Raw genomic sequence first — 26,081 nt, 5'->3', positions numbered from 1 at the left:
TGGCAATAGACTGAATATTATTTCACAATAGTACGTCTTTTTTTCTAAAAAACCAGGGCTTATATGGAGTTGCAAATAGATTTTTATTTACTTACCCCTTTGAATAGCGAAAACAAGACCTTCTGCAAAACCTATTGCTAAATGGCAATTTTGTGGTCTATGCTCCTCAAATACATTTAGTATTCTGGCGGCTGCGCTTCTCCTAAAAACTGCTGATCACAAATAGGTTTTGCAGAAGGTCTACAGCTTGATTTTTTTGCTTACCTTTTAATTGATCAAAAAGCAAGGTTACATTTCCTTTTTGACTTATTTTTTTTAGATTTGGGGAAGCACTCAGGTTTAGTGCACTGTTTTTTACCACGCTCTATTTTTCAATTTTGTTGATGCGTTATTTTATATCCTTGTTATCCTTCTTGAAGAAGCCTGTAATGGCTATTATTCCGTTAGTCCTATTGGTGGCATCATCTTGCCCTTCGGAAAAACAAAAAAATCAAGTTGGCCATCCCAAATGGCTGTGTGGAATATTTCAGAGGATAATTTGGATAAAGAGAAGTGTACGATTACCAAATGTGGTTTCAAGGCTTTGCGTTTTCATCCTGCGCCTCATCAAACCCCTTTTAAGGTAAATGATTTTTTTACAAAATTTGAAAACAATATTATAGGCACCAATTCAGAATACTGGGTCTTAACTCCTAATTTTTATGGAAGCCTAACAAAGAAAAATTTTCCTAAAACCCTAGAGGCGATAAAACATAGGTTTAATGATAATGGTCGTTATAATAAAGAAGATGGTGTACCTGAAGTGTTTTTTAAAGAATTGTTGGATATAGAACTTAATCGTAAACAAGATCCTGATCCTAAACAAGCCATATTTATTATTTCTACAGGAATAGGTGGTAAATTAGGTGTAAGTGAGTCACTAAAAAAGTTCCTGAAGGATAAAGAAAAAAATGGTGAAATTCTGGGTTATATAACTCCAACGACTCAGCTAGCTATAGAGAAACATAACAGCTATGTTAAGGAGGGAAAAAAGGTCTATACTTTTATCCATACTGCTGGGTAGTTGCTGTTTAGGGCTTGCAGATCTTCTCGCCGAAAAACAGATCGTTTAATTATCTTTTCTGTGTAGCAAAGTCCTTTATCGGCGACCAGTAGCAATGGGCCATACTAATGGCCCATACACATAGTTACAATAAAATATTTCCCCTTAAGGTGATGTCCTAAGGGAATTTGATCATCTAAATCTAGATTTACTTTACTTCACCTTTTTTTATATTGTCTTGCATTGCTTTTTGTCTAACTAGCGTCGCTAGTTCGTCATCTTTCTGTCTTTTTGCGTTTTCATTGTTTCCTTTATACGTTTCTTCTCTTTCTTTGTTCGTGATTGTCTCATTGGTGACCTCCCCCAATGGTTTCCACCGCTATTGCTGCATGCTATAGTATTGAGTAAGAAAGATGCCGCAATAATTGAACGAATAAGCGTTGAATTTTTATAAATCATATATATTTATTATTTTAATGTTAAAAGGTTAAGGATTAAAACAACTTCTATAGATTAGCATGCATAGGGCTGCTATCTATATATAGATCCCTCTATACTAGGTATGCTAGTTTAGAAAAGATTAGCAAAGTTATTCATTCTGTGCAGAAAAATCAAATGGTTCCGGTTTGTAGTGGCTTTGTTGCATGAATCGAGAGAGAAAAAACAAGCAAAAAATAGCATAAAAATGCCTTTTTTACCACTACCTTGAATGGGTACTATTTTTGTAAGGATATGCAAATTTCCAAATTCCTTAGCCGTTTTTGTTGCTTTGCTATTTCCATTTATCAGCATTGCGTGGCACCTTTATTCCCTCCTGTATGCCGTTTTCAACCCAGTTGCTCTTGTTATGCAAAGGCAGCTTTTTCCAGGTATGGCATCCGAAAGGGCACCTTGCTTACCCTACGTAGGCTGCTTCGTTGCCATCCATGGGGAGGGAGTGGGTATGATCCATTGCTTTGAAAGGATTTCTTTTTCAATTCGCTTGTGGTCAGGAATTTGTAGGGTGTCCATTCAGCTGTATGACCACGCTGCCCCAAAATGACAAGCAAAAAGTGGTAGGCATCATCCGTTTGATTAAGTAAAAAGTAAGAGAAAAAATCTTCATTACAAATAGCCTTCGAAAGCGGTCCATTATCTTAAATCTTTCTTTTTTGGAATAGTTGGATAGCCAAATCGTGTAAGCAGCAATCCACTTTTACGCCAGTTTGGCGTAACCTTGACATGCTGCTCCAGGAAGATTTTCTTCTGAAAAAAGTTTTCCAATGCTTGTCTGGCCGCTATCCCTAACTTTTTTAGCGCCGCTCCTCGCTGACCAATTATAATCCCCTTTTGGGTTGGTCTTTCTACATGTATAATCGATCGAATTTTAATCAAGCTTTCCATTTCCTTAAAATCCTCTATTGCCACTTCTACACTGTAGGGTATTTCCTGATGGTATTGGTCTAGGATTTTTTCACGTATGATTTCCTGTACAAAAAAACGTTCTGGCTTATCTGTTAGCGTTGCTTCTGGATAATAAGGAGGATGCTTGGGTAAGCATGCAACAATATGCCTGATGAGCCGGTCGATATTTTCATTTTTTATAGCTGATATAGGTATAATGGTTAACTTTGGATAATGGTGTTTCCAATAGGCCATTGTTGCATTGAGCTGATTGGCTGTGATTAAATCAACCTTATTCAGCACCAATAGGGTCGGTTTTTTAGTATGGTTTTCATAAAGCGCCTGTTCTAGGTCTTTTACATCTACCAGCCAGATGATTAAATCAGCATCTGCACGCGCAACCTCTACAGCCTCCATCATAGCCGTTTGCAAGGGATAAGCAGGTGCAATAAGGCCTGGTGTATCTATGTAAATAATTTGGGCATGCGCATCAGAAACGATTCCATGGAGTTTATGGCGTGTCGTTTGTGCCTTTGAATGAGTAATGGCCAGTTGCTCATTTATCAATAAATTCATTAAAGTAGATTTGCCCGCATTGGGTTTGCCAATAATGGCTACAAAACCAGACCTATAATCGTTTTTATCTTTAGACATAAAAATATAAGAATAATCTATTTGCAATATTACAAAAAAGCATATAAATTTGTAATGATTCAAGTGGTGATACAAATAAATTTAGTGGCGGTGCAAATAAATTTTATTGGTAATGCAGATAAATGTATTGGTCATACGGATAAATTTTATCGCTTGATTCTTAAGGTTTTATCGCGGGGTGGAGCAGTTGGTAGCTCGTCGGGCTCATAACCCGAAGGTCATAGGTTCGAGTCCTATCCCCGCAACTTTCCCTGCTTTGCTTTGGGTTTGATTTTTTTGGATTACTTATTGAATCAAGCAAAAAGCAGCATACAAGTTCCCTTGCTATTATGGCTTCCTTTTCTGAAAAAGCAGCTGCTGCTCCATTAAGCTTTATTTTTGGTTCTAGGGCAGTAATAGAGACCATACTTGCTGGCCAAGCCATTGAAAAAGTTTTTTTTCAAACCAATATTAAAACGGCCCGCTCAAAGGCGCTATACAACCTTGTGCGTAAGCATGAAATTCCTTTTAGTTATGTGCCAGTTGAAAAATTAGATCGTATGGCGCGTGGCAACCATCAAGGTGTCGTAGCGGTTGTCTCACCTATTGCCTTTACCCCTTTAGACGTTGTGGTGCAGGCTACTTTTGAAAAAGGCAAAGCCCCGTTACTAGTTGTATTAGATGGGGTAACGGATGTGCATAACATAGGAGCCATTGCCCGTACTGCCCTTTGTATGGATGTGGATGCTTTGGTATTGCCTACACAAGGCAGTGCTGCACTAGCTGGTGCAGCTATGAAAACCTCAGCAGGTGCACTCGCAACATTGCCCATCTGTCGCGTAGCTGATTTAAGTAAGGCCTTACGTTACTTACAAGAAAGCGAATTGACCATACTCGCTTGCCATGCACAGGCCGCACAGTTGCTATATAAAGTAGATTTAAAATTACCTATTGCACTGATTGTAGGCGGAGAAGATACTGGTATAGCGGTAAAGCATTTAAGACAGGCTACCCATCATATTTGCATTCCTATGCAAGGCCCTATTGCTTCTTTTAATGTCTCTGTTGCAGCTGGCATCATACTCTATGAAGTATTTCGCCAACGCTTTGTATAGTGATACCATTTGGTGCTTGACTTTTATGCTACTTTTTGATCAAGTAAAAAGTAATACAAATACTTCCTTTCTTTGTTTTTTTTAATAAAAAATTCTTATTATAAAAATCAATGTTGGCTATATAACTATTTTTTAATCTTTATGAACAGCTTATTTGTATGATACATTTTGACATGTCTATATTTATAGTAGCTGCTTTTTTGGTATTTACCTTGCTGGTAGGTATTTGTTTTAGCAGGCAAAAGACCACCTTTCGAGAATATGCAGTAGGTAACAAACAGTTTACTACTGCTACCCTAGTTTTTACCGTGTTGGCTACTTTGTATGGAGGTGGAGGGCTAGTGCGTAATGTTGAGTATGTCTATCGTATTGGCTTATGGTGGATCGTTATTATGTTGTTATCCTCTTTTGGTTTGTGGGCTGTTGGTAGATTAGCCTTGCGTATGGGGCCGTTTATGCAGCACTTCTCTATGGCTGAGACCATAGGCAATATTTTATGGTAGATATCCAAGGATGATAGCTGCTATAGTTGGCATCTGTAATGCTATCGTTATTATTACCATGCAGATTACTGTAATGTCCCAGGCTATTGGCATATGTTTAAAGGTAGCTAATCCCTATATAATGCCTATCCTTGCTACCTTACTGCTTACTTTCTATTCTACATTTGGTGGCATTCGTGCGGTTACCTTTACAGATGTATTGCAGTTTATAACCTTTGCCATTATTATTCCGCTTTTAGCTTGGTTTATTTTTCTGAAGGTAGATCAGCCAGTTTCAAACATCCTTCCTATGTTACAAGGCCAAGCTAAGTTTCAATTCAGTAATCTATTCCATTTTAATACCCAACTAGTGGGTATGTTTCTATTGCTGCTATCTTTGATCGTTTCCTCTATACTGCCTCAGCTTATGCAGCGGGTCTATATGTCTTCTGGTCCCGTGCAGGCGCAAGAAGTTTTTTCCTATACTACCATCTTTAGCATTGTTATATCCATTTTTATCATTCTTATTGGTCTATTTGCTTTTGTAGGCGCACCCGATTTATCAAAAGAAGAGGTTTGGAGCCATCTAGTAGACCATATTCCGCTTATTTTTAAAGGATTTCTTGCCATTAGTTTGCTGGCTATGGCGATGTCTACAGCTGATTCTTCTTTAAATGCTTGTGCGATTATGGCCAGCCATGATATCGTGAAAAGCCTATACAATCAAAAAGAAATCACTGATGCGCTGCAGCTTAAAATAGCAAGATGGGCTACCCTAGTGGTAGGTTTACTCGCTATGATCGTAGCTTTTTACTGCAATGACCTATTGCAACTGCTCTATTGGGGCTTGCTATTTTTGTACCTACGGTAACTGCTCCCTTTATATTGGCCATATTTGGCTTTCGAGGCACCTCACGTACCGCTTTGATTGGCATAGCGACAGGTGTATGCACTATTGTAGTCTGGAAAAAATGGGTTGAACCGCTAACAAGTATGGATGGTTCTTTCCTTGCTATGGTAGTCAATGGCTTGGCTATGATGGCTGGCCATTATCTACTCAAACAACCGAAAAGCGTGGGATGGGTTGAACCGGATAACGGGTTTAAGCAAATGCAACAAGCCTATGCGCGCAAGCGCGCGGAGCGAAAAGAGGCGCTTAAAAATGCATGGGCCAATAGAAAAGTTACATTGGCTAGGCTAAGGCCCAGCGATAGTACGTTGCGCTTAACGGGTCTTTATATGATTGCTACTGCTATTCTGGGCTATTGGTTTATTAAACCAGATCGTGTCTATTGGGGATATGCCAAGGTCTGCTGGGTGCTCTTTTTACATCTTACGGTGTATTTACACGTTATAAAAGTTTCTTTGGCCAAACCAATCCAGGCTGGTTGATTGGCTTATGTTGGCTAATAGGTTGCGTCTTTTATCTTCCATTAAATCTACTTTGGTACTGGTAGCATCTGGCTGACCCGATCTTTAGTGCATCTTTATCCTTGGCCCATTATGCTGTAATCTTATGGGTATTGCCGATTTATCTGGGCATAAGGGTTGTAGTAACTGTATTACTCGTAACCCTTTATCCTATTGCTGTTCGATTGCCCTTCTCTGTATTATCCGCTTTATTTCCGTTGTTTATGGTCACACTACTAGTGGTTACGATTATTATTTATTTTAAAGTCAAAGTAGGTGGTTATATGGCTCAGAATCTTTATTTAAAAAATCAAAACAAGATTAGGCTATCCCAAAAACTAAAGGAGTCTCTCTATGATTTGTCTATGGCTCCATCTGCAAACTTTAATCTCTCTTCTCTAAGCGCTATGGCTCTATTTTAGAACAAGTAATAGGTAAAATTGAACAATCTGTCTCACTTTTAGATGGCAACATGCCCCTTTATAAGCAAGATTTCCAGAGTATTATCAATAAACTATATGATTGGGTCTCCTATTTCAATAGAAGAGCAAAGGCCAAAGATCATGCACTCCTGCGGCCTGCTAAGATTACGTTAGATAAGCTGATGCGTAAGGTGGAGTTTACTTTGTCTCAAGAGGTGGCGCATCCGCCTAAGCTGTTTGTAGAGCATATACAAGAGCCTAGTGGCTGGCCATCTTCTTATATCATATGCGATATCCATCAAGTAATCTACTTATTGATGCAAGCTGTTTTACGTATTGGTAAGCTAGAGGGCGGTATTACACCACTTGTTAAAATACAACTGCATACCACTATTTTGCAGTTTAAGCAAGTAGATCTGATTGAGAGCAGTTATCCTTCATTTATGTTTTTTCAAGCTACGGCTTTAGTAATCAGTCGGGCTACTACCGCTGCTCAACTGCTTCCTAAAGTCAAAAGACCTTTATGAAGAGCGGGAGGATGCTGCGGCCTCCCCAGGAGAACAAGATGTACCACCATCCATAGATCTTCAACAAGAAACCATAGCTAGTATTGTGGGTGCCCATTATGGCTATTTGGAATATGCTGTTCAAGTGCAGGATCCCACTATGTTGCTGGTATTGCCTGTTGATGTTATAGAAATTCGTGATAAGATGACCACTAAACTACCTATAGATTGCCTAACCTCAGAAACCCCTGTTACTCCTAAAGAACAAGCTGATTCCATGATGGAATTGATGCAGTTCCATGACCATGTTGCTCAATTTTCGCATGACATGGATCCTATTGATCTAGGTACCATTTCCGGTTTACTTTTATTACTGCGGCAACACTTTGGCTTTAAGCGGCATGCCTCGGGTCAATTGTTTTATGTACGTGTGGTAGGGATTGCCAAGTTGGTGGTAGAATGGGTTTTTAATTCTCCTAAAGTAATTTATGCCTCTTTGCTCTATGAATTGGTCCGTCATACTTGTTTGCCCCTTTCTTATGTGAGGGATCACTATAATTTGGGTGTTTATGCTTTTGTATTGAATGTGTTAGGTATCGATAAGCACCAAGCGTTAGATCATCCTTCCTTACTTTGTCTGGAAAATCGATTAGAGAAAGCGATCAAGGAAGAGCAAGTACAGCTTTCTGTGCTCTTTATCAAATTGGCCGAACGGCTCTATGATCTACGTCATGCTTCAGGCTATACCCATTTGCCAGAGGTGGTACATATGGCGCAAGAAACCCTTTCTATAGATGTTAACTTAGCCAATAAATACTTGGACCCAGAAATAGGAATGGCCTTAGAAAAAGCCGCCAGAAAGGCACTAAAGATTTGTAAAGATAAAAGTAAAAGGCAAGACAAAGATAAAGATAGTTAGTTAGCCCGTCTGCTTGGCTACAAAAGCTTTTGGATTTTTTGCAAGAGTAGTTAATTTTGTATTTATTTTATTCAAGTCAGTAGCGTCAACTGAAAGGAAATAGCAGTAGCTACTGCTAAGCAGTAAAGAGAAAATGCGCCTTAGAAAAAAGACCTTCTGCAAAACCTATGTCTAATGGCAATTTTGGTGTTGAAGCTTGTCTATGCTCCTCAAATACATTTAGTATTCTGCGGTGCTCGACTGCGCTTCTCCTAAAAACTGCTGATCACAAATAGGTTTTGAAGAAGGTCTAAAGTTAACCATTCCTTTTGTATTTAGTTCATTCTGGCTGCTATGATCATTAGTCAAGAAACCATTCAAGCTGTTCAGCGTGTTGCACGTATTGAAGAGGTAGTTGCTGATTTTTTGCCCCTTAAAAAAAAAGGACAAAATTTTTGGGCTTGTTGTCCTTTTCATGATGAGCATACTCCCTCTTTTTCAGTTTCTTCTGCGAAAGGATTTTATAAATGTTTTGGATGCGATGCTTCTGGGGATATTATAACCTTTATACAACAGATAGAAGGGTCTACCTTTATAGAGGCGATTACCTACCTTGCCCAAAGATACGGTATACCCATTACATCAGCCACAGATGGCGCGCATCAGGATTACCAAGCAAAAGAAAGCCTCTATATTCTATTGAATGCAGCTAAAGATTATTACATAAATCTATTGTGGCATCATGAAGAAGCAGCTAAAGTAGCCCTAACTTATCTGGCCCAACGGGCCATTCCATCTGAAATAGCAAAAAAGTTTGAGTTAGGGTATAGCCTTGATAGCTGGGATGCATTCTATAGATTTGCCATAGGAAAAGGAGTAAGGCTGGAACAATTGGTTGCAGCCGGGCTGGTGGTCCAAAATGGCACCAAAGTTTATGACCGTTTTCGAGGCAGGCTGATGTTTCCTATTCACAATAGCAGTGGACAAGTCGTTGCCTTTGGTGCGCGTCATATAGCTATTGCACCTCTTGCCAAGCCTATTTCTGATGGGCAATTTTTAGGAGAAACGCAGTCGCCAGCATACTCGGCTGTATGTGAGGAGCGTAGAGACCAAAATGGCCATTTAGCAATCGAGTCTTCGAAGAGGTCTAAGGAGGTAGATGGCCCTAAGTATATCAACTCATCCGAAACCCTTATCTACCAAAAGGGGAGGTTGTTATATGGCCTTTCTTTTGCCAAGCATTCCATTAAGCAGGAAAATAATTGTTATCTGGTAGAAGGGTATACGGATGTATTGGCCTTTCATAAAGCAGGGGTAGAGCAGGTAGTCGCTTCTGCTGGCACGGCACTGACCGAACCACAAATAGACGCCCTATGTCGTTTTACCACTAAGGTTACACTGGTTTTTGATGGAGATCAAGCTGGTATTCAGGCTGCTTTTCGTGGTATAGACAAGTTTTTAGCAAAAGGATTTGAAGTAAAAGTCATCTTACTGCCTTCAGGAGAAGATCCAGATGGTTACCTGCGTAAGGTAGGAACAGATGCATTTAATCACTATATCAATTGTTCTGCTCAAGACTTTATTACCTTTAAAGCTAGTTTTCTACTAAACCAGTCTACTGAACAGACCCCAGTAGCGCAAGCAAGAGCTATACGCGAGATTGTGCAAAGCGTGGTAGCCATTCCAGATGAAATAGAAGGGGCTCTATTTCTTAAAAAATGCAGCAAGCTTTTTGCTATAGAGGAGGAGCTGCTTTTTACCACCTATCATGCATTGCGTCATGCAACTACTCCCGTATGGCAGCAAAAAAGAACATTTCCCAAGCAATATGGTAGACAAAAAAGCAACCCATATATAGATCAAAAAAATCTTCCTTTGACCAGTAAGCTTACCGCAAGTATTGAAGCCTATGAGCGAGAAATTATGCGTGTTTTGTTGACCTATGGTGCCACCAAACTATCTGAGGAACGGTGGTTGTATCAATATATTTTCTTAGAACTAGGTGATGTAGCTTTTAGATCTACTGATTGCAAAGTGCTTTTTGAATACTGTAAATCGGTATTCCAGCAAGGCGGCTTAGTAGATATGCAGTGTTGTTTGGATAGTAAGGAGGAAACCATTAGAAAAATAGCCATTGATTTAACCGCTTCCCCTCATGACATTAGTGAAGCTTGGATCAAAAAGTATGGCATTTATACCATAGAAGAGGGCCAGCATGCACAAAAAATAAGTTTAGAAGTGATCCTTCGGCTAAAGATTCGCTTGGTACAAGAGCTTATTGAACAAAACAGAGAAACACTCAAACAAGAATTATCTGCAGATGAGGAAGTAGCATTACTGCAAGTCCACCAATTGCTTAAAGCTTCCGAGTGCAGTATTGCCAAACAACTCGGCACAGTGGTCGCGCAGTAACTGCAGACACCCAAGCCCTCCGCTTATGGTCTTATCTCCACGCATTACAACTGTAGTTTTTCCTTTGCTAGTGGCTGCCGATAAAGGCCTTTTTAGTATTCTCTTTGCTAGTGGCCGCTGGATAAAGACCTTTTTAGTATTCTCTTTGCTAGTGGCCGCTGGATAAAGGCCTTTTTAGTATTCTCTTTGCTAGTAACCGCCGATAAAGGCCTTTGGCACACAAAAAAGATAATGAAACAATTTATTTTTCAGCGGAAAAATCAGAGCTTGCCCGCTTCACGGGCTTCGAACAGGCTGATTTTCTGATCCGCTGAAAAACAAATTGTTAGAAGATTTTCCCTTTTCTGAAGCGCCGCATTCCTTTATTGGCGGCCACCAGCACACTAAGGTCTTAACTTGATTGCTTGATTGCGTATTATAAGTTATAACTTAATAACTTCTATTTTTTCAGTCTTCTGACCACCTAAAACGTATGACGACAAGTAAAAACGCGCCCTTGGAAAAAGTTACGATCAGAAAGTGCAGTTTACAGATGAATAGAAAAACAGTTTGCAGGGAGGGTTGCAGGACGGCTCCTGTTTTTTCAGCTGTAAGGTGCGCTTTCCGCAATTTTTTTCATCAGCGCTTGATTTTTTGTCCGCTTTTTGATCAAGCAAAAAGTGGTAGGCATCATCATCCCCGTGATCAATAAAAAAGCTACTTATAATGTACTACTTACTACTTTAAGATATAAATGATAGGCATCATCCTCGTGATCAATAAAAAATGTGATATAAATGCCTTAAGTTGACAGCATTGATTGCTTGAATAGAAAACCTCCTTATCCCTTTAGAAAGATTTACTAAGGGTGGAAGCTTTAAGCCCACACCCTTCAATGAATGACCTTGTGGACTTGAAGGGATTCGAACCCCTAACCGCTGCATCCGTAGTGCAGTGCTCTATCCAGTTGAGCTACAAGTCCATTAGCCCCCTTTTGAAACCTATTGCTAAATGGCAATTTTGGTGTCGAAGCTTGTCCATATCCATGCCCCTCAAATACATCTAAGTATTTTGGTGACTGCGCTTCTCTTAAAAATTGCTGATCACAAATAGGTTTCAAAAAGGGGCTACCCTTTAATGGTGGTTATGCAAATTTAATAAACAAAAATTTATTTCAAGGTAATGTTTTGACATATTTAAAAAAAAAAGTACCTTTGTTAAGTAGCATTTATACCCTTATAATATCTTTAACCTACATGAAAAAAAAAATCATTCCGCTATTATTCTTTTTTCTTGCCTCCTATGTTGGCTATGCAGCTCCTTTAGATGATGCAGCTTCTGCTTCTGCTTCTGCTTCTGCTTCTGCTTCTGCTTCTGCTGCTCCTGCTCCTGCTGCTCCTGCTCCTGTACCCACAGAAAACACAGCAAACGATGATTCTGATATTTATCTGTCATCTGTGGAAAATTATCTTAGTTTTATCACTGATTCTGTAAGAATGGATTACTTATACAATCTAGGGGACAATTCATCTGGAAAGTTTCATAAGATGAAAAAAATAGATTGGAATAGTTTGCTTCGTAAAGATATGGCTTTTGTATATGCCATTCGCATCAATCAATCTCGTTTTGCCCTTTGTCCAGGGATTGGTTGGAGTAGCTTGTTCTATCCTTTTGCTGGTGAAAAGCGTGGTGATGAAACGGCTTATCCAACGCTTAAAAGAAAGACAAAGTCGCATACAGATTGTGAAGATTTAGACAATACTTCGGATAAAAAATATGCTTATTCTGCTATTAAAATTTCCTTTATTGACTTGTTGCTTAGGTTGCGGTTTAATAGTGTTTTAGATGATCCTAAGGCAGGGTTTCATACTTGGTTGGGTGTTAAGTTTGGCTTTCGTAGATCTGCTTCTACCATTGTCGAATACAAAGAATTTGGTGATTCAGCTGCTTCTTGCGTTGAGGAGGGAAGCTTTAATCTTAAGCCCTATGCTTGGGCGTTTCAAGCTGGGGTTGGGTATGGTCGTTTTGGGTTAACAGGCGCTTTTTATTGTACCTCCCTTTTTGAGGAAAAGCAAGGTCCTAGTGGTTCCGATTCACTCAAGCCTTTCTCCCTTGGTATTTATGTAGATCTGTTATAGATCGTTTTTACGAGTAGGCGTGTGGGTCTGGTGCTTCTAAATTATTAAAGCAAGTCCTTTATTGATTGTATTTTACTTTATTTTATTTTTGCGCGGGCAAAATATTTTTCGTAGACTTGCTTGAATTATTTGGCATAGTGGCTATGCTATTTTTCTATCTTTTTTTTAGGGGAGATGCCAGAGCGGCCAATTGGGGCGGACTGTAAATCCGTTGCGTAAGCTTCGAAGGTTCGAATCCTTCTCTCCCCACTAGGCGGTAGTAGACGCAGTCTATGGTAAAGCGGGAGTAGCTCAGTTGGTAGAGCGGCAGCCTTCCAAGCTTCAGGTCGCGAGTTCGATCCTCGTCTCCCGCTCTTTGGTTTCTATAGGGCCGGTGTAGCTCAGTGGTAGAGTGCTTCCTTGGTAAGGAAGAGGTCACGGGTTCAAGTCCCGTCATTGGCTCCATTTTGGAATAGATCTAAAGAGGTTAATTTTGGGTAAATCCAAAAATATATTGGGTGAATAAGTTATTATATTGAAAAATCTAAAGAATTATAAACTATGGCAAAGGAAACATTTAATCGGTTAAAGCCCCATGTAAACATTGGTACAATTGGCCACGTTGACCATGGAAAAACAACACTCACAGCTGCTATTACTGCCGTTTTGGCTAAAGCAGGGTTAGCAGAGAAAAAAGAGTTTTCAGCCATTGATGCTGCCCAGAAGAGAAGGAGCGAGGTATTACCATTAATACTGCCCACGTAGAATACGAAACCAAAAATAGGCATTATGCCCATGTGGATTGCCCAGGTCATGCGGATTATGTTAAAAATATGATTACAGGTGCTGCCCAAATGGATGGCGCCATTCTTATAGTATCGGCTTCAGATGGTGCGATGCCCCAAACGAGGGAGCATATTCTTTTGGCTAGCCAAATTGGTGTCCCACGTATTGTGGTATTCTTAAACAAGGTGGATCTAGTAAATGATCCTGAAATGATTGAATTGATAGAGCTTGAGATTAGGGAGCTTTTGAGTGCCTATAAGTTTGATGGTGATAACACCCCTATTATTCATGGTTCTGCTCTTGGCGCTTTAAATGATGAGCCGCAGTGGGAAGCCAAGGTTGAGGAGTTGATGGAGGCAGTAGATACTTACATTCCGCTTCCTGTACGATTGGTAGATCAAGATTTTCTAATGCCTGTAGAGGGAGTATGTACGATTACAGGTCGTGGAACCGTTGTAACCGGTAGAATTGAAAAGGGTGTAATTACTACAGGTAGTCCTGTTGAGATTATTGGTATGGGGGCTGATAAGTTGACTTCTACCGTTACAGGCGTGGAAATGTTCCGTAAAAATTTGGATAGAGGTGAAGCTGGTGATAATGTTGGGCTGTTGCTGCGTGGTATTGATAAGTCTTCTATTCAGCGCGGTATGATCGTTTGCAAGCCAGGAAGCGTGAAGCCACATAGTAAGTTTAAAGCAGAGGTCTATGTATTAACCAAACAAGAAGGAGGCCGTCATACACCATTTTTTAATAAATATAGGCCACAGTGCTACTTTAGAACAACAGATGTTACAGGTGAAGTAAAGCTGCCTGAAGGAATTGAAATGGTTATGCCAGGTGATAATGTTAATTTGGAGATTACGCTTATTCACAGTATTGCCATGGAAGTAGGGTTGCGTTTTGCAATTCGTGAAGGGGGTAGAACAGTTGGTGCTGGGCGTGTTACTGAAATTATTGAATAATTCGTTTTGGTTTTTTCTCTTGTTGTTTGTTTATCCCGCGCTTTAAAGCGGTTTGGTTTTGCTTTTAATTTTATGGTATAAACAATACGGGTGTAGCTCAACTGGTAGAGTGGTGGTCTCCAAAACCATAGGCTGGGAGTTCGAGTCTCTCCACCCGTGCATTAAATAATATGTCAAAAGCAAAGATATTTATACAGAATCTGATACAAGAAGTAAGGTATAAGATTACTTGGCCTTCTTACTATAGGTTACAAGGTAGTGCTATGCTTGTGCTTGTAGCTTCCTTGATATTTGCGCTTCTTATTGGGCTCATGGATTGGTCTTTAAAAAAAGCTTTTGTGTGGTTTTATAATGCTTTTTAAAAAATGGACGAGTTGAATGAATGCGTTACAGTGGTATGTGCTTAAAGTAGTCGCTAAGCAAGAAGAAAAAATAAAGGCTAATCTGCAGGCAGAGCTTGTAAAAAACAATTTACAGTCTATTGTTAGCGAGCTGTTGATACCTTATGAAAAGGTATATGAGGTTCGTGCTGGGAAAAAATATGTAAAAAATAGACATTTATTTCCTGGTTATATATTTTTGCAGGCAGACTTGTCAAATGGTCTTCTTGTACAGTTGCTAAAAAGTATAACCGGTGCTTTGGGTTTTTTAGGTGTTAGGGGGTGGCGTAGTGCACCTGTTCCATTGAGTCAAACGGAAGTTGATCGCATTATAGGTAAAACCAATAGTCTTGAGCCTAGCCATCTGAAGTTAAGCGCTATTTTTTCTTTAGGAGAAGTAGTTGAAATCATAGATGGGCCTTTTGCAGGCTTTTCTGGAAAAGTACAAGAAATTTTTGAAGAAAAGAAAACGTTAAATGTTGTTGTTAAAATTTTTGATGAGCGGAGTACCCCTGTAGAGTTAAGTTATGCGCAGGTTAAAAAGCTTTTTTAATAGACTTTTTGCGAAACGCTAACTTCTGCTGGTAATTTGCGCGGTGATCCAGGGGTCCGAGCCGGTGCTTAAATGCTCACGTACATCTAGTACGCTGCGGTTTTGCGCTCCGTGTCTCCTACAAATTCCTCAGCATAAGTTAGCGTTTCGAAAGAAGTCTACTCTTAAAATTCATATAAGTTATGTCTAAGCCAGTTTTAGGTTATGTAAAATTACGGGTTAAAGGTGGTTCAGCCAATCCATCTCCGCCAGTAGGCCCGGCATTGGGTAGTAAGGGTATCAATATCATGGAGTTCTGTAAGCAGTTTAATGCTAGAACAAAGGATCAACAAGGGGAAATTATACCTGTAATCATTACCGTTTATCAAGATAAGTCCTTTGACTTTATCATTAAAACATCCTCTGCTGTTATTGCTATTATGAAGCTTGCCCAGATTACAAAGGGGTCTCCTGAGTCCAATAGGCGTAAGGTAGCCAGTATTAGTTGGGAGCAGATTGCGCAAATTGCAACCGATAAGCTTCCAGACTTAAATACCTTAAATGTACATGCAGCCATGCGTATGGTAGCTGGAACAGCAAGAAGTATGGGCGTTACGGTACAAGGTACTGCCCCTTGGGTTAAATAAAAAGCCTTGGGTTAAATAAAAGATATAAAAATGGCCATTCAAAAAAGGAATACACATAGTGCAGCAAGTGCTTCCAAAGAGGTCTATCACCTAACTGAAGCCGTGCAGCTGGTGCAAAAAAATACTTTTACAAAGTTTGATGCTTCCATGGATGTTGCGGTTCGTTTGGGTGTAGATCCTAAAAAATCTGATCAAATGGTAAGGGGAACCGTATCCCTTCCACATGGAACAGGTAAGTCCTGCAGAATTTTAGTGCTCTGTACAGCTGATAAAGAACAAGAAGCCAAACAGGCTGGTGCCGACTATGTAGGGTTAGATGACTATATAGAGAAGATAACAGCAGGATGGACAGATGTAGATGTCATTATCACCATGCCAACCGTTATGATTAAACTCGGTAAGCTGGGTAAAATATTAGGTCCTCGTGGGTTGATGCCTAATCCTAAGGTAGGTACCGTAACCATGGATGTGGCTAAGATGGTGAAAGAAGTAAAGAGTGGAAAGGTAAGCTTTAAGGTGGATAAGTATGGCATTGTACATACCAGTGTAGGCCGTGTATCTTTCGCTCAGGAAAAGATCGTAGAGAATGTCACAGAGTTGTTAAGAGCGATTGTTAAGTTAAAGCCTGCCTCCTCAAAAGGGCTTTATATAAATAGTATTAGTCTTTCTAGCACGATGAGTAGAGGCTTTTTCGTAGATAGGAGCATTGCCCTTGGGCTTTAGAAAAATGAAACGAGAAGAAAAATTACAGGTTATAGAAAGTCTAGTGGAAAAATTTTCTACTTTCGACTGTTTTTATGTGGTAGACGCTATGGGTCTTACCGTGGAACAGGTAAACAAATTTAGAAAAAGTTGTGCTGCGCAAAATATAGTTTATCAAATAGCTAAAAACACTTTAATACAGAAGGCGCTTGAGCGATCTGAAAAATGTGTAGCCCATGCAGCTTCTTTTTCAAGTGTATTGAAGGGATTTTCTGGTATTTTGTTTAGCCATGACAGTGGGCGTGCCCCCGGAAAAATGTTAAAAGCTTTTTTGGAAGCTGAAAGATTAAGTCTTCCTGTGTTAAAGGCTGCTGCTATTCATGGTGATCTATTTATTGGCGCAGCGCACTTGGATGCGTTGAGTAACCTAAAATCAAAAGAAGAGATTTTGGGAGACATCATGATGCTTTTAAAAGCTCCTATTTTAAATGTTGTGGCTGCGATTCAATCTGGAGGCAAACGTTTAATGGGAGTGGTGGAAACTTTAGCATCCGCATAACAAGAGACTTCTTTCGAAACGCGCTTATGCTGAGGAATTTGTAGGAGACACGGAGTGCAAAACCGCAGCGTACTAGATGTACGTGAGGATTTGAGCACCGGATTGACGAGCAAATTACCAGCAGAAGTAGCGTTTCCAGAGAAGGCTCAGAGAGTTTCTCTGTTTTTGTATCTATACTAAATTGTATAAACATTTATAAATTATGACCGAGTTAAAAGTTTTAGCCGAACAGCTTGTTAATTTAACGGTTAAGCAGGCAAATGAGCTATCTGATATTTTGAAAAACGAGTATGGTATTGAGCCTGCTGCTTCAGCTCCTATGATGATGGCAGCTGGTCCTGCTGCGCCTACTGAAGCGGTGGCAGAAAAAACAACATTTGATGTGGTTGTAAAATCAGCAGGTGCTTCTAAGCTGGCTGTGGTAAAACTGATCAAAGAAATAACAGGATTGAACTTGAAAGAAGCCAAAGAGTTTGTGGATGGCGTACCAGGCACGATGAAAGAAAACCTGCCTAAAGAAGAAGCAGAGACTATTAAAAGAAAATTAGAAGAAGCTGGTGCAGAGGTTGAATTGAAGTAGGCAGCTGCCCTATATACTATATTTTTGGGGTGTTAAAGGTTACCTATTTAGCTCCGGCCATACATCTTGTCTGTTTTTGCTTTTTTCAGTGTTTGGCCTGCTGAATGTTAATGTAGCCGGGGGCTGTTTTCTTTTTCTTGCTTCCTATAAACTATAAACTTGTAGCACCTTCGTGAAGAAAAAACAATCTAGTAAACAAAATTGCCATATGCCTTCTGCTGATGCCCCTGCAAATTATACTGATTTGCTTGAAATCCAGTTAAAGTCTTTTAGAGATTTTTTTCAACTGGGTGTTAGTCCAGAAAATAGAACCAGTGAAGGGCTCTATAAAGTTTTTATGGAGCATTTTCCTATTGAAGATTCTAAACGGAACTATATTCTGGAGTTTATTGATTATAATTTAGAGCTTCCCCAATATACGCCCCGGGAGTGTATTGAGCGCGGGTTGACCTATGATGTCCCTTTGAAAGCAAAGTTACGCTTGCTGCAAAACGACGAGCATACTGGAAAATATGAAGGCGTTGAGCAAGAGGTTTTTTTTGGTAATGTGCCCTATATGACCGATCAGGGTTCTTTTATTTTAAGCGGTGTGGAGCGTGTAGTGGTTTCTCAAGTACATAAGTCCTCTGGTATTTTCTTTTTTCAGAATAAGCACATTAGTGGGTCTAATGTTTACGCTGCTAAAGTAGTTCCTGCTAAAGGTGTTTGGATTGAATTTTCAGTTGATATCAATTCGGTGATGTATATCTATCTAGATAGGAAAAAGAAAATTCCGGTTACCACTATGTTGCGTGCCATTGGGTATAGTAGTGATAAAGATATCTTAGATATATTTGGTCTTACAGATGAAGTAGAGGCAAGCAAAGCAGTCTTAGAAAAGCATATAGGCCGTAAATTAGCTGCTCGGGTTTTAGAAAGTTGCCAGGAACCTTATGTAAATGAAGAAACTGGTGAAGAATATGTACGCGCAAGCCATGAAGTCCTTGTAGAGCGCAATACGCTATTGGACGAAGCTGCTATAGAAATCATCCTATCTTCAGGTGTCTCTTCTATTATCTTGCATAAATCAGAAGCAGCTTATGCCGACTATCACCTAGTCTATAATACCTTTGGAAAAGATAATACCAATGATACCAAGGAGGCAATAGAGCAAATTTACCGTCAGTTGCGTAATGCGGAACCCCCTGATGAACAGACGGCCCGTGAAACGGTAGAAAGCCTTTTTTTTAGCAGCAAGCGATATACCCTAGGTGAAGTAGGCCGTTATAGGATCAATAAAAAATTAAACTTAGACATTCCAGTAAAGACTTGTGTCTTGACACAGGAAGATATCATACAAATTATTCATTACCTCATCAAGGTAGTCAATGGTAAGGCAGAAGTAGATGATATTGATCATTTAAGCAATCGCCGGGTTCGTTCTGTTGGTGAGCAACTTTTTACCCAATTTGGTGTGGGGCTTTCTCGTTTGGCTAGAACCATTCGTGAGCGCATTAACATTAGAGACAATGAGCTATTTAAGCCTGCAGACTTAATCAATGCGCGCACACTTTCTTCTGTTATCAATTCTTTCTTTGGCATCAATCCACTTTCCCAGTTAATTGATCAAGTGAACCCACTGGCAGAGATTACCCATAAGCGCCGGGTATCTGCGCTAGGGCCTGGTGGACTTTCTAGAGATCGTGCCGGTTTTGAGGTCCGTGACGTACACTATTCTCATTATGGGCGGTTATGTACCATTGAAACACCAGAGGGTATAAACATTGGTTTGATCTCCTCGCTCTGTATGTATGCACGTGTAAATAACATGGGCTTTATTGAAACACCTTATAGGCGTGTAGAAGATGGGAAAGTTAACCTGAGTGGTGAAATCTGTTACCTTAATGCTGCAGAAGAAGAAAATGCTAATTTTGCCCCAGCTAATGTGCGTTTAGATGCAAATGGCGCTATACTAGATAGCCGTGTTAAAGTCCGCAATGGAGATGAGTATCCCTTGTAAAGCCAGAGCAGGTGAATTATATGGATGTATCCAGTAGTCAAATTGCTTCGGTTGCTGCTTCTTTGATTCCATTTTTGGAGCACAATGATGCCAGTCGTGCGTTGATGGGTTCTAACATGCAACGTCAGGCCGTTCCTTTGATTCGGCCAGATGTACCCATTGTTTGTACCGGTGTAGAAAAAAGAGTAGCCAAAGAGTTTAGAGGGTTGCCTACTGCAGAGGGAAATGGTCTGGTGACTTATGTAGATAGTAATACAATTGTGGTCCAATATGATCGTTCAGAAGACGAAGCCCTTGTTGCATTTGATGAAGCTTCCGTAACCTATTCCATGGATAAGTTTAGAGGTACCAATCGAAGTACTTGTATTAACCTATCGCCAATCGTTTCTAAAGGCAGTCGTATAGAAAAAGGCCAGGTCCTTTGCGAAGGCTATGCTACTAAGGATGCGGAGCTCGCGCTGGGTAAAAATTTAAAAGTAGCCTTCTTATCCTGGCAAGGGTATACTTTTGAAGATGGTATTGTCATTTCTGAACGTATTGTTCGGGATGATGTATTTACCTCTATTCATATCAAAGAATTTGTGCTGGAGATAAAGGACACCAAATTTGGTGCAGAAGAGTTGACCAATGAAATTCCAAATGTTAGTGAAGAAGCGATTGCTAAGTTAGACCTTCATGGCATTGTTAAAGTAGGCACAGAAGTTAAAGAAGGAGATATCTTAATTGGAAAAATCACCCCAAAGGGCGAGATAGATGTTACCCCAGAGGCCAGGCTTTTGAAAGCTATTTTTGGTGATAAAGCAGGGGATGTAAAGAATACCTCTTTAAGGGTTCCATCTGGTATGGAAGGTATTGTCATCGATACTAAAATTTTCTCTAGTCCTGAAAGAAATAAAGAAAGTAAAGAGAAAGTTAAAAAAGAGCTGGAGCTATTAAAAAAGACACATGCCAAACAATTGCTAAAATTGCGTGACATAGCCATTAAAAAGTTATCCGTTGTTTTAGATGGAGTAGTGACCAGTGGTATTTATCATCAATTTGGCGATGAGATTATTCCAGAAGGTACCAAGCTTACCACTCAGTTAATTACTGAAAAGCTCTTCCCTGCTAAAAATATGTACCGAGATGAGTCCCTTTATAATGTTCCGGCAGAAGCCAATCTAATTGGCGATCTGTTGCCTACTAATTGGACGGCTGATTCATCTAAAAATGATCTGGTCGGGCGTATTATAGCCAACTATATTAAAAAATGCACAGAATGTATTGTACGTTTTAAACGTGAAAGGTTTACATTAGAGGCAGGGGATGGGTTACCCAAAGGGGTTGTCAAGGTAGCTAAGGTCTATATTGCAGAAAAAAGAAAGCTAAAGGTTGGCGATAAAATGTCTGGAAGGCATGGAAATAAAGGTATTGTTTGTAAGATCGTACCACAAGAAGATATGCCATTCTTAGCAGACGGTACGCCGGTAGATGTCGTATTGAGTCCACTCGGATTGCCTTCTCGTATGAACTTAGGTCAGCTCTATGAAACAGTACTAGGATGGGCTGGTTATCAATTGGGAAAACGCTATGTCAATCCTATTTTTGAAGGTATGGCTTTAGATCAGATTTCCAATGAATTGGATCAAGCTGGCTTACCTGCTTTTGGTAAAACAACCGTTTATGATGGAGGGACCGGTATTCCATTTAGTCAAAAAGTGACAGTTGGTGTAGTATATCTGCTCAAGCTTGCCCATTTGGTAGATGATAAAATGCATGCCCGTTCCACAGGTCCTTACTCTTTGATTACCCAGCAACCATTAGGTGGTAAAGCCCAATTTGGAGGTCAAAGATTTGGTGAGATGGAGGTTTGGGCATTAGAAGCATATGGCGCTGCCTATACGTTACAAGAAATGCTCAATACCAAATCAGATGATGTAGTCGGCAGGTCTAAAGCCTATGAAGCAATTGTAAAAGGCAATAACATTCCAAAACCTAATTTATCTGAATCATTTAATGTATTGATTCACGAACTAAGGGGGCTAGGTCTTGAAATTACACTTGTATAATGTATCGTAATAGCCAGTTTGACATGATTTTGACATGATCGCTTAGCAAGTTTAACCATATGAAGTTTAAAAGAAATAGGGCACAATCTACTCAGTTTTCTGGTATTATTGCCAGTCTTTCCTCTCCAGAGGTGATTTTATCTCGTTCATCAGGAGAGGTGACCCTGCCAGAAACCATTAACTATAGGACACATAAGCCAGAAACCAAAGGGTTATTTTGTGAGCGCATATTTGGCCCTGTAAAAGATTGGGAGTGCCATTGTGGTAAGTACAAAGGCATTCGTTATAGGGCATTGTATGCGATAGATGTGGTGTTGAAATTACAGAAAAAAAGCAGCGTAGGCAACGTGTTGGCCACATCGAATTGGTGGTACCCGTAACCCATATTTGGTACTTTAGGGTGCTGCCTAGTAAAATTAGTTATCTGCTCGGCATACCTACTAAAAAAGTTGAACAAATTGTATACTATGAGCGTTATGTAGTGATTCAACCTGGTATCAAAAAGGAAGATGGTATAGCTGCTATGGATCTGCTATCCGAGGATGAATACTTGGATATTTTAGATCAGTTGCCTCCAGATAATGCATTACTCAGCAACTCGGATCCCAATAAGTTTATTGCCCTAATTGGTTCAGAAGCCATTGAAGCCGTTTTAAAAGGGCTTGACTTAGAGAAGCTTTCAGTTGATTTACGAGAACAATTGCTGACCGATGCTTCTCAACAACGTCGTTTAGAAATCGTTAAAAGGCTAAAGATTGTAGAAGGCTTTAGGGATGTCCATAAAAAAGTAGAGAACCGTCCAGAATGGATGGTGATGCGGATATTGCCGGTGATTCCTCCTGAGCTCCGTCCGCTCTTTTCACTAGGTGGTGGTAAGTTTGCTACTTCTGATTTAAATGACCTCTACAGAAGGGTTATTATTAGGAATAATAGGCTTAAAAGGCTATTAGACATTAAGGCACCTCAAATCATCATACGCAATGAGATGCGTATGTTACAGGAGGCTGTAGATTCTCTATTTGATAATTCTCGTAAAGTAAATTCTGTTGCTTCAGAGGGTGTTCGACCATTAAAGTCCCTTTCAGACATGTTGAAAGGCAAGCAGGGTCGTTTTAGACAGAACTTGCTTGGTAAGCGCGTCGATTACTCCGGTAGATCTGTTATCGTAGTAGGGCCTGAGTTGCGGTTGCATGAGTGTGGGCTACCAAAGGAGATGGCCGTTGAGCTATTTATGCCTTTTATCATACGCAGGCTTATAGAGCGTGGCGTAGCAGAAACGGTAAAAGTTGCCAAAAGATTAATAGAGGAAAAAGATCCTGTTATTTGGGATGTATTAGAGAATGTACTCAAAGGTCATCCTGTATTGCTTAACCGCGCACCAACCCTCCACCGATTGGGGATACAAGCCTTTCAGCCTAAATTGATTGAAGGGAAAGCCATTCAATTGCATCCTTTGGTTTGTACCGCTTTCAATGCCGATTTTGATGGCGATCAAATGGCCGTTCATGTCCCCTTGGACAAGAAGCCATTGCCGAAGCCTCCTTGCTGATGCTCGCATCCTATAATGTATTGAATCCTTCCAACGGTATTCCTATTACCATTCCATCTCGTGATATGATTTTAGGATTGCATTATCTAACCAAGGGAAAACGCAGCACCCCAGATGATGTAGTATTAGGAGAGGGCATGGTCTTTTATGCCCCTGAAGAAGTATTGATTGCATTGGCCCATGAAAAAGTTTCTAAGCATGCCTATATTAAGCTGCGTCTGCCTACTGCCCATGCAGATGCTGATTTAATAGAGACTACAGTTGGTAGAGTGGTATTTAATGAATGTTGTCCAGCTGGTATGGCATTTGTGAATGAAACCCTTAATGTGCGGAACATGCAGCGCATTGTAACAGATATGTACAGTAAGTTTGGTACAGTCGTTACCGTAGAATTTTTAGATAATATTAAAGCGTTAGGTTTTAATACCGCATTTAAGGCAGGCATGACCATTGGGCTGGGTGACGTAAAGATACCAGCCAATAAACATGAGTTAATTGCCCAAGCCACTGCAGAGGTTGAGTCCATTTGGGGTAATTATATGTTGGGTTTAATAACCGATAATGAAAGATACAATCAAGTTATCGACGTTTGGACCAGAACCAATACCCGTATTACCAATCAACTGATGGAGCAGTTAGAGCAAGACCAAGATGCCTTTAACTCCGTTTACATGATGATGATTTCTGGTGCAAGAGGTTCCCGTGAGCAGGTTCGTCAGTTAGGCGGTATGAAAGGATTGATTGGTAGGCCTCAAAAGAGTACACAAGGCGCAGTAGGCGAGATTATTGAACACCCTATCATCTCTAACTTCCAAGAAGGACTGAATGTAATTGAGTATTTTATCGCTACACACGGTGCGAGAAAAGGGTTGGCTGATACCGCCTTAAAAACAGCTGATGCAGGTTATCTAACCAGAAGGTTGGTAGATGTAGCACAAGACTTAACCGTTATTGAAGAAGACTGTGGTACCCTTAAAGGCATTCGTGTAACTGCTGTAAAAGTTGAAAATAGAGTAGTTGAGTCCATTTCAGAACGTATTCTGGGACGTGTGGTTTTGGAAGATATTTTGCATCCCCAAACAGGCGCCTTATTGGTTGCCTGTGGAGGTGGCATTGATGAGCAAATGGCTGCTAGCATAGAAGAAGCTGGCTTAGAAGAGGTTTTTGTACGCTCTGTGTTGACCTGTGATTTATCGCAAGGTGTTTGTGTAAAATGTTATGGTCGCAACTTAGCTACAGGTAATATGGTATCCGTTGGAGAGGCAGTGGGTGTTATTGCGGCACAATCTATTGGGCAGCCTGGTACACAACTTACCATGAGAACCTTCCATGTGGGCGGTATTGCCTCTAATGTTACCGTTGATGCTAAGGTCAAAGCAAAGTATGCAGGTATTGTCAATTTTGAAGACCTGATCGTTACAAGTTATGTAGATGCAAGTGGCCAGGCTGTAGAAGTCGTTATGAGCCGTTCGGCTGAGCTGCAAATTTTAGATAGTGATACAAGAAAAGTATTAACCAGTACCCATTTGCCATATGGTTCCCATCTTAAGGTAAAAAACAATCAAATGGTCAGTTACGATCAAGAGCTCTACCATTGGGATCCCTATAACGTTGTATTACTGGCTACTCAAGATGGGGTTGTTAATTTCCTAGGTCTTGAGGAGGGTATTACCTATCAAGAAGAGTTTGATGAGCAAACAGGCCGTAAAGCCAAAGTAATGATTGAGTCTAGGGATAAAACCAAACATCCAAGTGTGGTTTTATGTGATGATGCCGGTGTAACCATTGCCTCCTATACACTTCCTGTAAAAGCACAGTTGGCCGTAGAAATAGGCGATAAAGTCCATAAAGGAGAGGTACTGGCTAGGGTTCCTCGTATCATTAATCAATCTCGAGACATTACAGGTGGTTTGCCCCGTGTAGTGGAGCTTTTTGAAGCCAGAAAGCCTGCCAATACTGCTTTTATTAGTGAGTTAAGTGGCGTGGTAACCTATGGTGGCATTAAAAGAGGCAATAGAGAAATTTTTATTGAATCTAAAGAGGGCATACAGGTCAAGTATATGATTCCATTGTCTAAACATATCTTGGTCCAAGACAACGACTATGTGAAAGTAGGGGAGGTGATTACGGATGGTGCAGTAGCTGCTGCTGACCTTTTGGTTACAAAAGGACCATTGGTTGCACAGGAATACATCATGAACGAATTGCAAAACGTATACCGTTTACAAGGTGAGAAAATCAATAATAAACATATTGAAATCATCATTAAGCAGATGATGCGTAAGGTAGAGGTCATTGATCCAGGCGATACGACCATGTTGCATGGGCAAATTATTGATAAGGTTAAATTCTTTGAAGAGAATGATAGGATTCGTGATAAGTCTATTGTTCTAAATCCTGGAAATTCTAAATTATTTAAACAAGGGCAATTTGTTTCCTCTAGTAGGCTGCTGCAAGAGAATGATAAGCTGAAGCAGCAAGGGTTGCTTCCTGTAGAAGCAAGGCTGGTAGAGTTGGCCGTTGCGCAACCAAAGCTGCAAGGTATTACACAAATCTCCTTGGCTACCGAAAGTTTCTTATCTGCAGCTTCTTTCCAAGAAACAGCCAAGGTGTTGAGTGATGCTGGTATTAGTGCCAAGTATGATAAGCTAAAAGGCTTAAAGGAGAATATTATTGTAGGTCATTTGATTCCTGCTGGAACCGGTATGCGGCGCTATGAAAACTTGGTTGTAAACTCTAAAAAAGCCTATGATGTTTTAGTCTCTGCTAAAGCGAATGCAACAGCAGAATAGATGGAATCTTCATTTTGATAAAAAAGTAACAAAAACGCAAGCGCCCTTGAAAAAAGTTGTTGAAAGCACACCAGGAAAACAGAAGCTACCCTCTGGCTACAATTGAACGGTTTTTCCTTTCAGTTGTAGCGGTGTGCTTTCTAACC

The 26,081-nt window shown here is 40.1% G+C and carries 20 protein-coding genes, 6 tRNA genes and 3 pseudogenes; 25 read left to right on the top strand and 4 right to left on the bottom strand.

Annotated features, from left to right (window positions below; translation table 11 throughout):
- Positions 1-466 precede the first annotated feature (466 nt).
- Entirely contained in the window at positions 467-1,063 is a 597-nt protein-coding gene (locus tag FPG78_RS00280; RefSeq protein ID WP_144086099.1) for a hypothetical protein, read from the top strand.
- A gap of 187 nt (positions 1,064-1,250) precedes the next feature.
- Here the strand turns inward: FPG78_RS00280 and FPG78_RS07395 are convergent, their stop codons facing one another.
- Positions 1,251-1,409: a hypothetical protein gene (locus FPG78_RS07395; RefSeq protein WP_223261911.1), complete on the bottom strand. Its 159-nt coding sequence runs from the start codon at positions 1,407-1,409 to the stop codon at positions 1,251-1,253.
- Positions 1,410-1,774: 365 nt separating this feature from the next.
- Between FPG78_RS07395 and yidD the strand changes: the two genes are divergently transcribed.
- Positions 1,775-2,002 (top strand): membrane protein insertion efficiency factor YidD, encoded by a 228-nt coding sequence (gene yidD / locus FPG78_RS00275; protein ID WP_144086098.1) that lies wholly within the window; start codon positions 1,775-1,777, stop codon positions 2,000-2,002.
- A 171-nt stretch (positions 2,003-2,173) separates the two neighbouring features.
- On the opposite strand, the gene era is transcribed toward yidD, so the two are convergent.
- On the bottom strand, positions 2,174-3,079 hold the full coding sequence (gene era / locus FPG78_RS00270; protein ID WP_144086097.1) for a GTPase Era: 906 nt from the start codon (positions 3,077-3,079) through the stop codon (positions 2,174-2,176).
- A gap of 172 nt (positions 3,080-3,251) precedes the next feature.
- Here era and FPG78_RS00265 point away from each other — a divergent pair.
- From FPG78_RS00265 to FPG78_RS07365, 8 genes are all read left to right on the top strand, one after another.
- Positions 3,252-3,324 (top strand) — tRNA-Met (locus tag FPG78_RS00265).
- 84 nt (positions 3,325-3,408) lie between these two features.
- Positions 3,409-4,173, top strand: a complete 765-nt coding sequence (rlmB, locus tag FPG78_RS00260) for a 23S rRNA (guanosine(2251)-2'-O)-methyltransferase RlmB (protein WP_144086096.1) — start codon at positions 3,409-3,411, stop codon at positions 4,171-4,173.
- Positions 4,174-4,331: 158 nt separating this feature from the next.
- Positions 4,332-4,676, top strand: a complete 345-nt coding sequence (locus tag FPG78_RS07390) for a hypothetical protein (protein ID WP_223261910.1) — start codon at positions 4,332-4,334, stop codon at positions 4,674-4,676.
- A 10-nt stretch (positions 4,677-4,686) separates the two neighbouring features.
- A complete protein-coding gene (locus FPG78_RS07385) occupies positions 4,687-5,526 on the top strand; it encodes a sodium:solute symporter family transporter (RefSeq protein ID WP_223261909.1) in 840 nt (279 codons plus the stop codon).
- Positions 5,496-6,047: a hypothetical protein gene (locus FPG78_RS07380; RefSeq protein WP_223261908.1), complete on the top strand. Its 552-nt coding sequence runs from the start codon at positions 5,496-5,498 to the stop codon at positions 6,045-6,047. Before FPG78_RS07385 ends, FPG78_RS07380 begins: the two co-directional genes overlap by 31 nt.
- 101 nt (positions 6,048-6,148) lie before the next feature.
- Complete coding sequence (locus FPG78_RS07375; RefSeq protein ID WP_223261907.1) at positions 6,149-6,487, top strand: hypothetical protein; 339 nt, start codon at positions 6,149-6,151, stop codon at positions 6,485-6,487.
- A 50-nt stretch (positions 6,488-6,537) separates the two neighbouring features.
- Positions 6,538-7,014 (top strand): hypothetical protein, encoded by a 477-nt coding sequence (locus tag FPG78_RS07370; protein WP_223261906.1) that lies wholly within the window; start codon positions 6,538-6,540, stop codon positions 7,012-7,014.
- 85 nt (positions 7,015-7,099) lie between these two features.
- Positions 7,100-7,912 carry an HD domain-containing protein gene (locus FPG78_RS07365; protein ID WP_223261905.1) on the top strand — a complete coding sequence of 271 codons (813 nt, stop codon included), beginning with the start codon at positions 7,100-7,102 and terminating at the stop codon, positions 7,910-7,912.
- A gap of 219 nt (positions 7,913-8,131) precedes the next feature.
- Here the strand turns inward: FPG78_RS07365 and FPG78_RS07920 are convergent, their stop codons facing one another.
- A complete protein-coding gene (locus FPG78_RS07920; RefSeq protein WP_255431669.1) occupies positions 8,132-8,260 on the bottom strand; it encodes a hypothetical protein in 129 nt (42 codons plus the stop codon).
- On the opposite strand from FPG78_RS07920, the gene FPG78_RS00250 reads away from it, so the two are divergent.
- Positions 8,246-10,303 (top strand): DNA primase, encoded by a 2,058-nt coding sequence (locus FPG78_RS00250; protein ID WP_144086095.1) that lies wholly within the window; start codon positions 8,246-8,248, stop codon positions 10,301-10,303. The two genes, FPG78_RS07920 and FPG78_RS00250, sit on opposite strands and share 15 nt — an antisense overlap.
- Before the next feature lie 887 nt (positions 10,304-11,190).
- On the opposite strand, the gene FPG78_RS00245 is transcribed toward FPG78_RS00250, so the two are convergent.
- A tRNA-Arg gene (locus FPG78_RS00245) sits at positions 11,191-11,264 on the bottom strand.
- Between the two features lie 274 nt (positions 11,265-11,538).
- Here FPG78_RS00245 and FPG78_RS00240 point away from each other — a divergent pair.
- The 14 genes and pseudogenes from FPG78_RS00240 (at position 11,539) to rpoC (ending at position 25,935) form a co-directional block, all read left to right on the top strand.
- Positions 11,539-12,420 (top strand): outer membrane beta-barrel protein, encoded by an 882-nt coding sequence (locus FPG78_RS00240; RefSeq protein WP_186292359.1) that lies wholly within the window; start codon positions 11,539-11,541, stop codon positions 12,418-12,420.
- Positions 12,421-12,588: 168 nt separating this feature from the next.
- Positions 12,589-12,669, top strand: a tRNA-Tyr gene (locus tag FPG78_RS00235).
- Positions 12,670-12,700: 31 nt separating this feature from the next.
- A tRNA-Gly gene (locus FPG78_RS00230) sits at positions 12,701-12,773 on the top strand.
- Positions 12,774-12,789: 16 nt separating this feature from the next.
- A tRNA-Thr gene (locus tag FPG78_RS00225) sits at positions 12,790-12,864 on the top strand.
- Between the two features lie 96 nt (positions 12,865-12,960).
- Positions 12,961-14,147, top strand: a pseudogene (tuf, locus tag FPG78_RS00220) (elongation factor Tu).
- An 86-nt stretch (positions 14,148-14,233) separates the two neighbouring features.
- A tRNA-Trp gene (locus FPG78_RS00215) sits at positions 14,234-14,306 on the top strand.
- Between the two features lie 11 nt (positions 14,307-14,317).
- The gene (gene secE / locus FPG78_RS00210; protein WP_144086093.1) at positions 14,318-14,509 is read left to right on the top strand and encodes a preprotein translocase subunit SecE; all 192 of its coding nucleotides are present in this window, start codon (positions 14,318-14,320) and stop codon (positions 14,507-14,509) included.
- 16 nt (positions 14,510-14,525) lie between these two features.
- A complete protein-coding gene (gene nusG / locus FPG78_RS00205) occupies positions 14,526-15,080 on the top strand; it encodes a transcription termination/antitermination protein NusG (protein WP_144086092.1) in 555 nt (184 codons plus the stop codon).
- A gap of 182 nt (positions 15,081-15,262) precedes the next feature.
- On the top strand, positions 15,263-15,706 hold the full coding sequence (rplK, locus tag FPG78_RS00200) for a 50S ribosomal protein L11 (protein WP_144086091.1): 444 nt from the start codon (positions 15,263-15,265) through the stop codon (positions 15,704-15,706).
- A gap of 30 nt (positions 15,707-15,736) precedes the next feature.
- Positions 15,737-16,429, top strand: a complete 693-nt coding sequence (rplA, locus tag FPG78_RS00195; RefSeq protein WP_144086090.1) for a 50S ribosomal protein L1 — start codon at positions 15,737-15,739, stop codon at positions 16,427-16,429.
- Between the two features lie 4 nt (positions 16,430-16,433).
- On the top strand, positions 16,434-16,967 hold the full coding sequence (rplJ, locus tag FPG78_RS00190) for a 50S ribosomal protein L10 (RefSeq protein ID WP_144086089.1): 534 nt from the start codon (positions 16,434-16,436) through the stop codon (positions 16,965-16,967).
- 202 nt (positions 16,968-17,169) lie between these two features.
- Complete coding sequence (rplL, locus tag FPG78_RS00180) at positions 17,170-17,547, top strand: 50S ribosomal protein L7/L12 (RefSeq protein WP_144086088.1); 378 nt, start codon at positions 17,170-17,172, stop codon at positions 17,545-17,547.
- A 208-nt stretch (positions 17,548-17,755) separates the two neighbouring features.
- Positions 17,756-21,594: pseudogene (gene rpoB / locus FPG78_RS08545) on the top strand (DNA-directed RNA polymerase subunit beta).
- Between the two features lie 59 nt (positions 21,595-21,653).
- A pseudogene (rpoC, locus tag FPG78_RS00170) lies at positions 21,654-25,935 on the top strand (DNA-directed RNA polymerase subunit beta').
- Positions 25,936-26,081: the final 146 nt, after the last annotated feature.

This window comes from Cardinium endosymbiont of Dermatophagoides farinae (assembly GCF_007559345.1).
Lineage (GTDB): Bacteria > Bacteroidota > Bacteroidia > Cytophagales > Amoebophilaceae > Cardinium.
Note: the sequence above shows the minus strand (reverse complement) of the source record. Positions and strands in the feature narration are given on the sequence as shown.

Excerpts from the sequence above, each read along its gene's own strand:
- yidD (WP_144086098.1), top strand. The coding sequence starts at position 1,775 with ATGCAAATTTCCAAATTCCTTAGCCGTTTTTGTTGCTTTGCTATTTCC.
- era (WP_144086097.1), bottom strand. The coding sequence starts at position 3,079 with ATGTCTAAAGATAAAAACGATTATAGGTCTGGTTTTGTAGCCATTATT.
- rlmB (WP_144086096.1), top strand. The coding sequence starts at position 3,409 with ATGGCTTCCTTTTCTGAAAAAGCAGCTGCTGCTCCATTAAGCTTTATT.
- FPG78_RS07390 (WP_223261910.1), top strand. The coding sequence starts at position 4,332 with ATGATACATTTTGACATGTCTATATTTATAGTAGCTGCTTTTTTGGTA.
- FPG78_RS07385 (WP_223261909.1), top strand. The coding sequence starts at position 4,687 with ATGATAGCTGCTATAGTTGGCATCTGTAATGCTATCGTTATTATTACC.
- FPG78_RS07370 (WP_223261906.1), top strand. The coding sequence starts at position 6,538 with ATGCCCCTTTATAAGCAAGATTTCCAGAGTATTATCAATAAACTATAT.
- FPG78_RS00250 (WP_144086095.1), top strand. The coding sequence starts at position 8,246 with ATGATCATTAGTCAAGAAACCATTCAAGCTGTTCAGCGTGTTGCACGT.
- FPG78_RS00240 (WP_186292359.1), top strand. The coding sequence starts at position 11,539 with ATGAAAAAAAAAATCATTCCGCTATTATTCTTTTTTCTTGCCTCCTAT.
- secE (WP_144086093.1), top strand. The coding sequence starts at position 14,318 with ATGTCAAAAGCAAAGATATTTATACAGAATCTGATACAAGAAGTAAGG.
- nusG (WP_144086092.1), top strand. The coding sequence starts at position 14,526 with ATGAATGCGTTACAGTGGTATGTGCTTAAAGTAGTCGCTAAGCAAGAA.
- rplK (WP_144086091.1), top strand. The coding sequence starts at position 15,263 with ATGTCTAAGCCAGTTTTAGGTTATGTAAAATTACGGGTTAAAGGTGGT.
- rplA (WP_144086090.1), top strand. The coding sequence starts at position 15,737 with ATGGCCATTCAAAAAAGGAATACACATAGTGCAGCAAGTGCTTCCAAA.
- rplJ (WP_144086089.1), top strand. The coding sequence starts at position 16,434 with ATGAAACGAGAAGAAAAATTACAGGTTATAGAAAGTCTAGTGGAAAAA.
- rplL (WP_144086088.1), top strand. The coding sequence starts at position 17,170 with ATGACCGAGTTAAAAGTTTTAGCCGAACAGCTTGTTAATTTAACGGTT.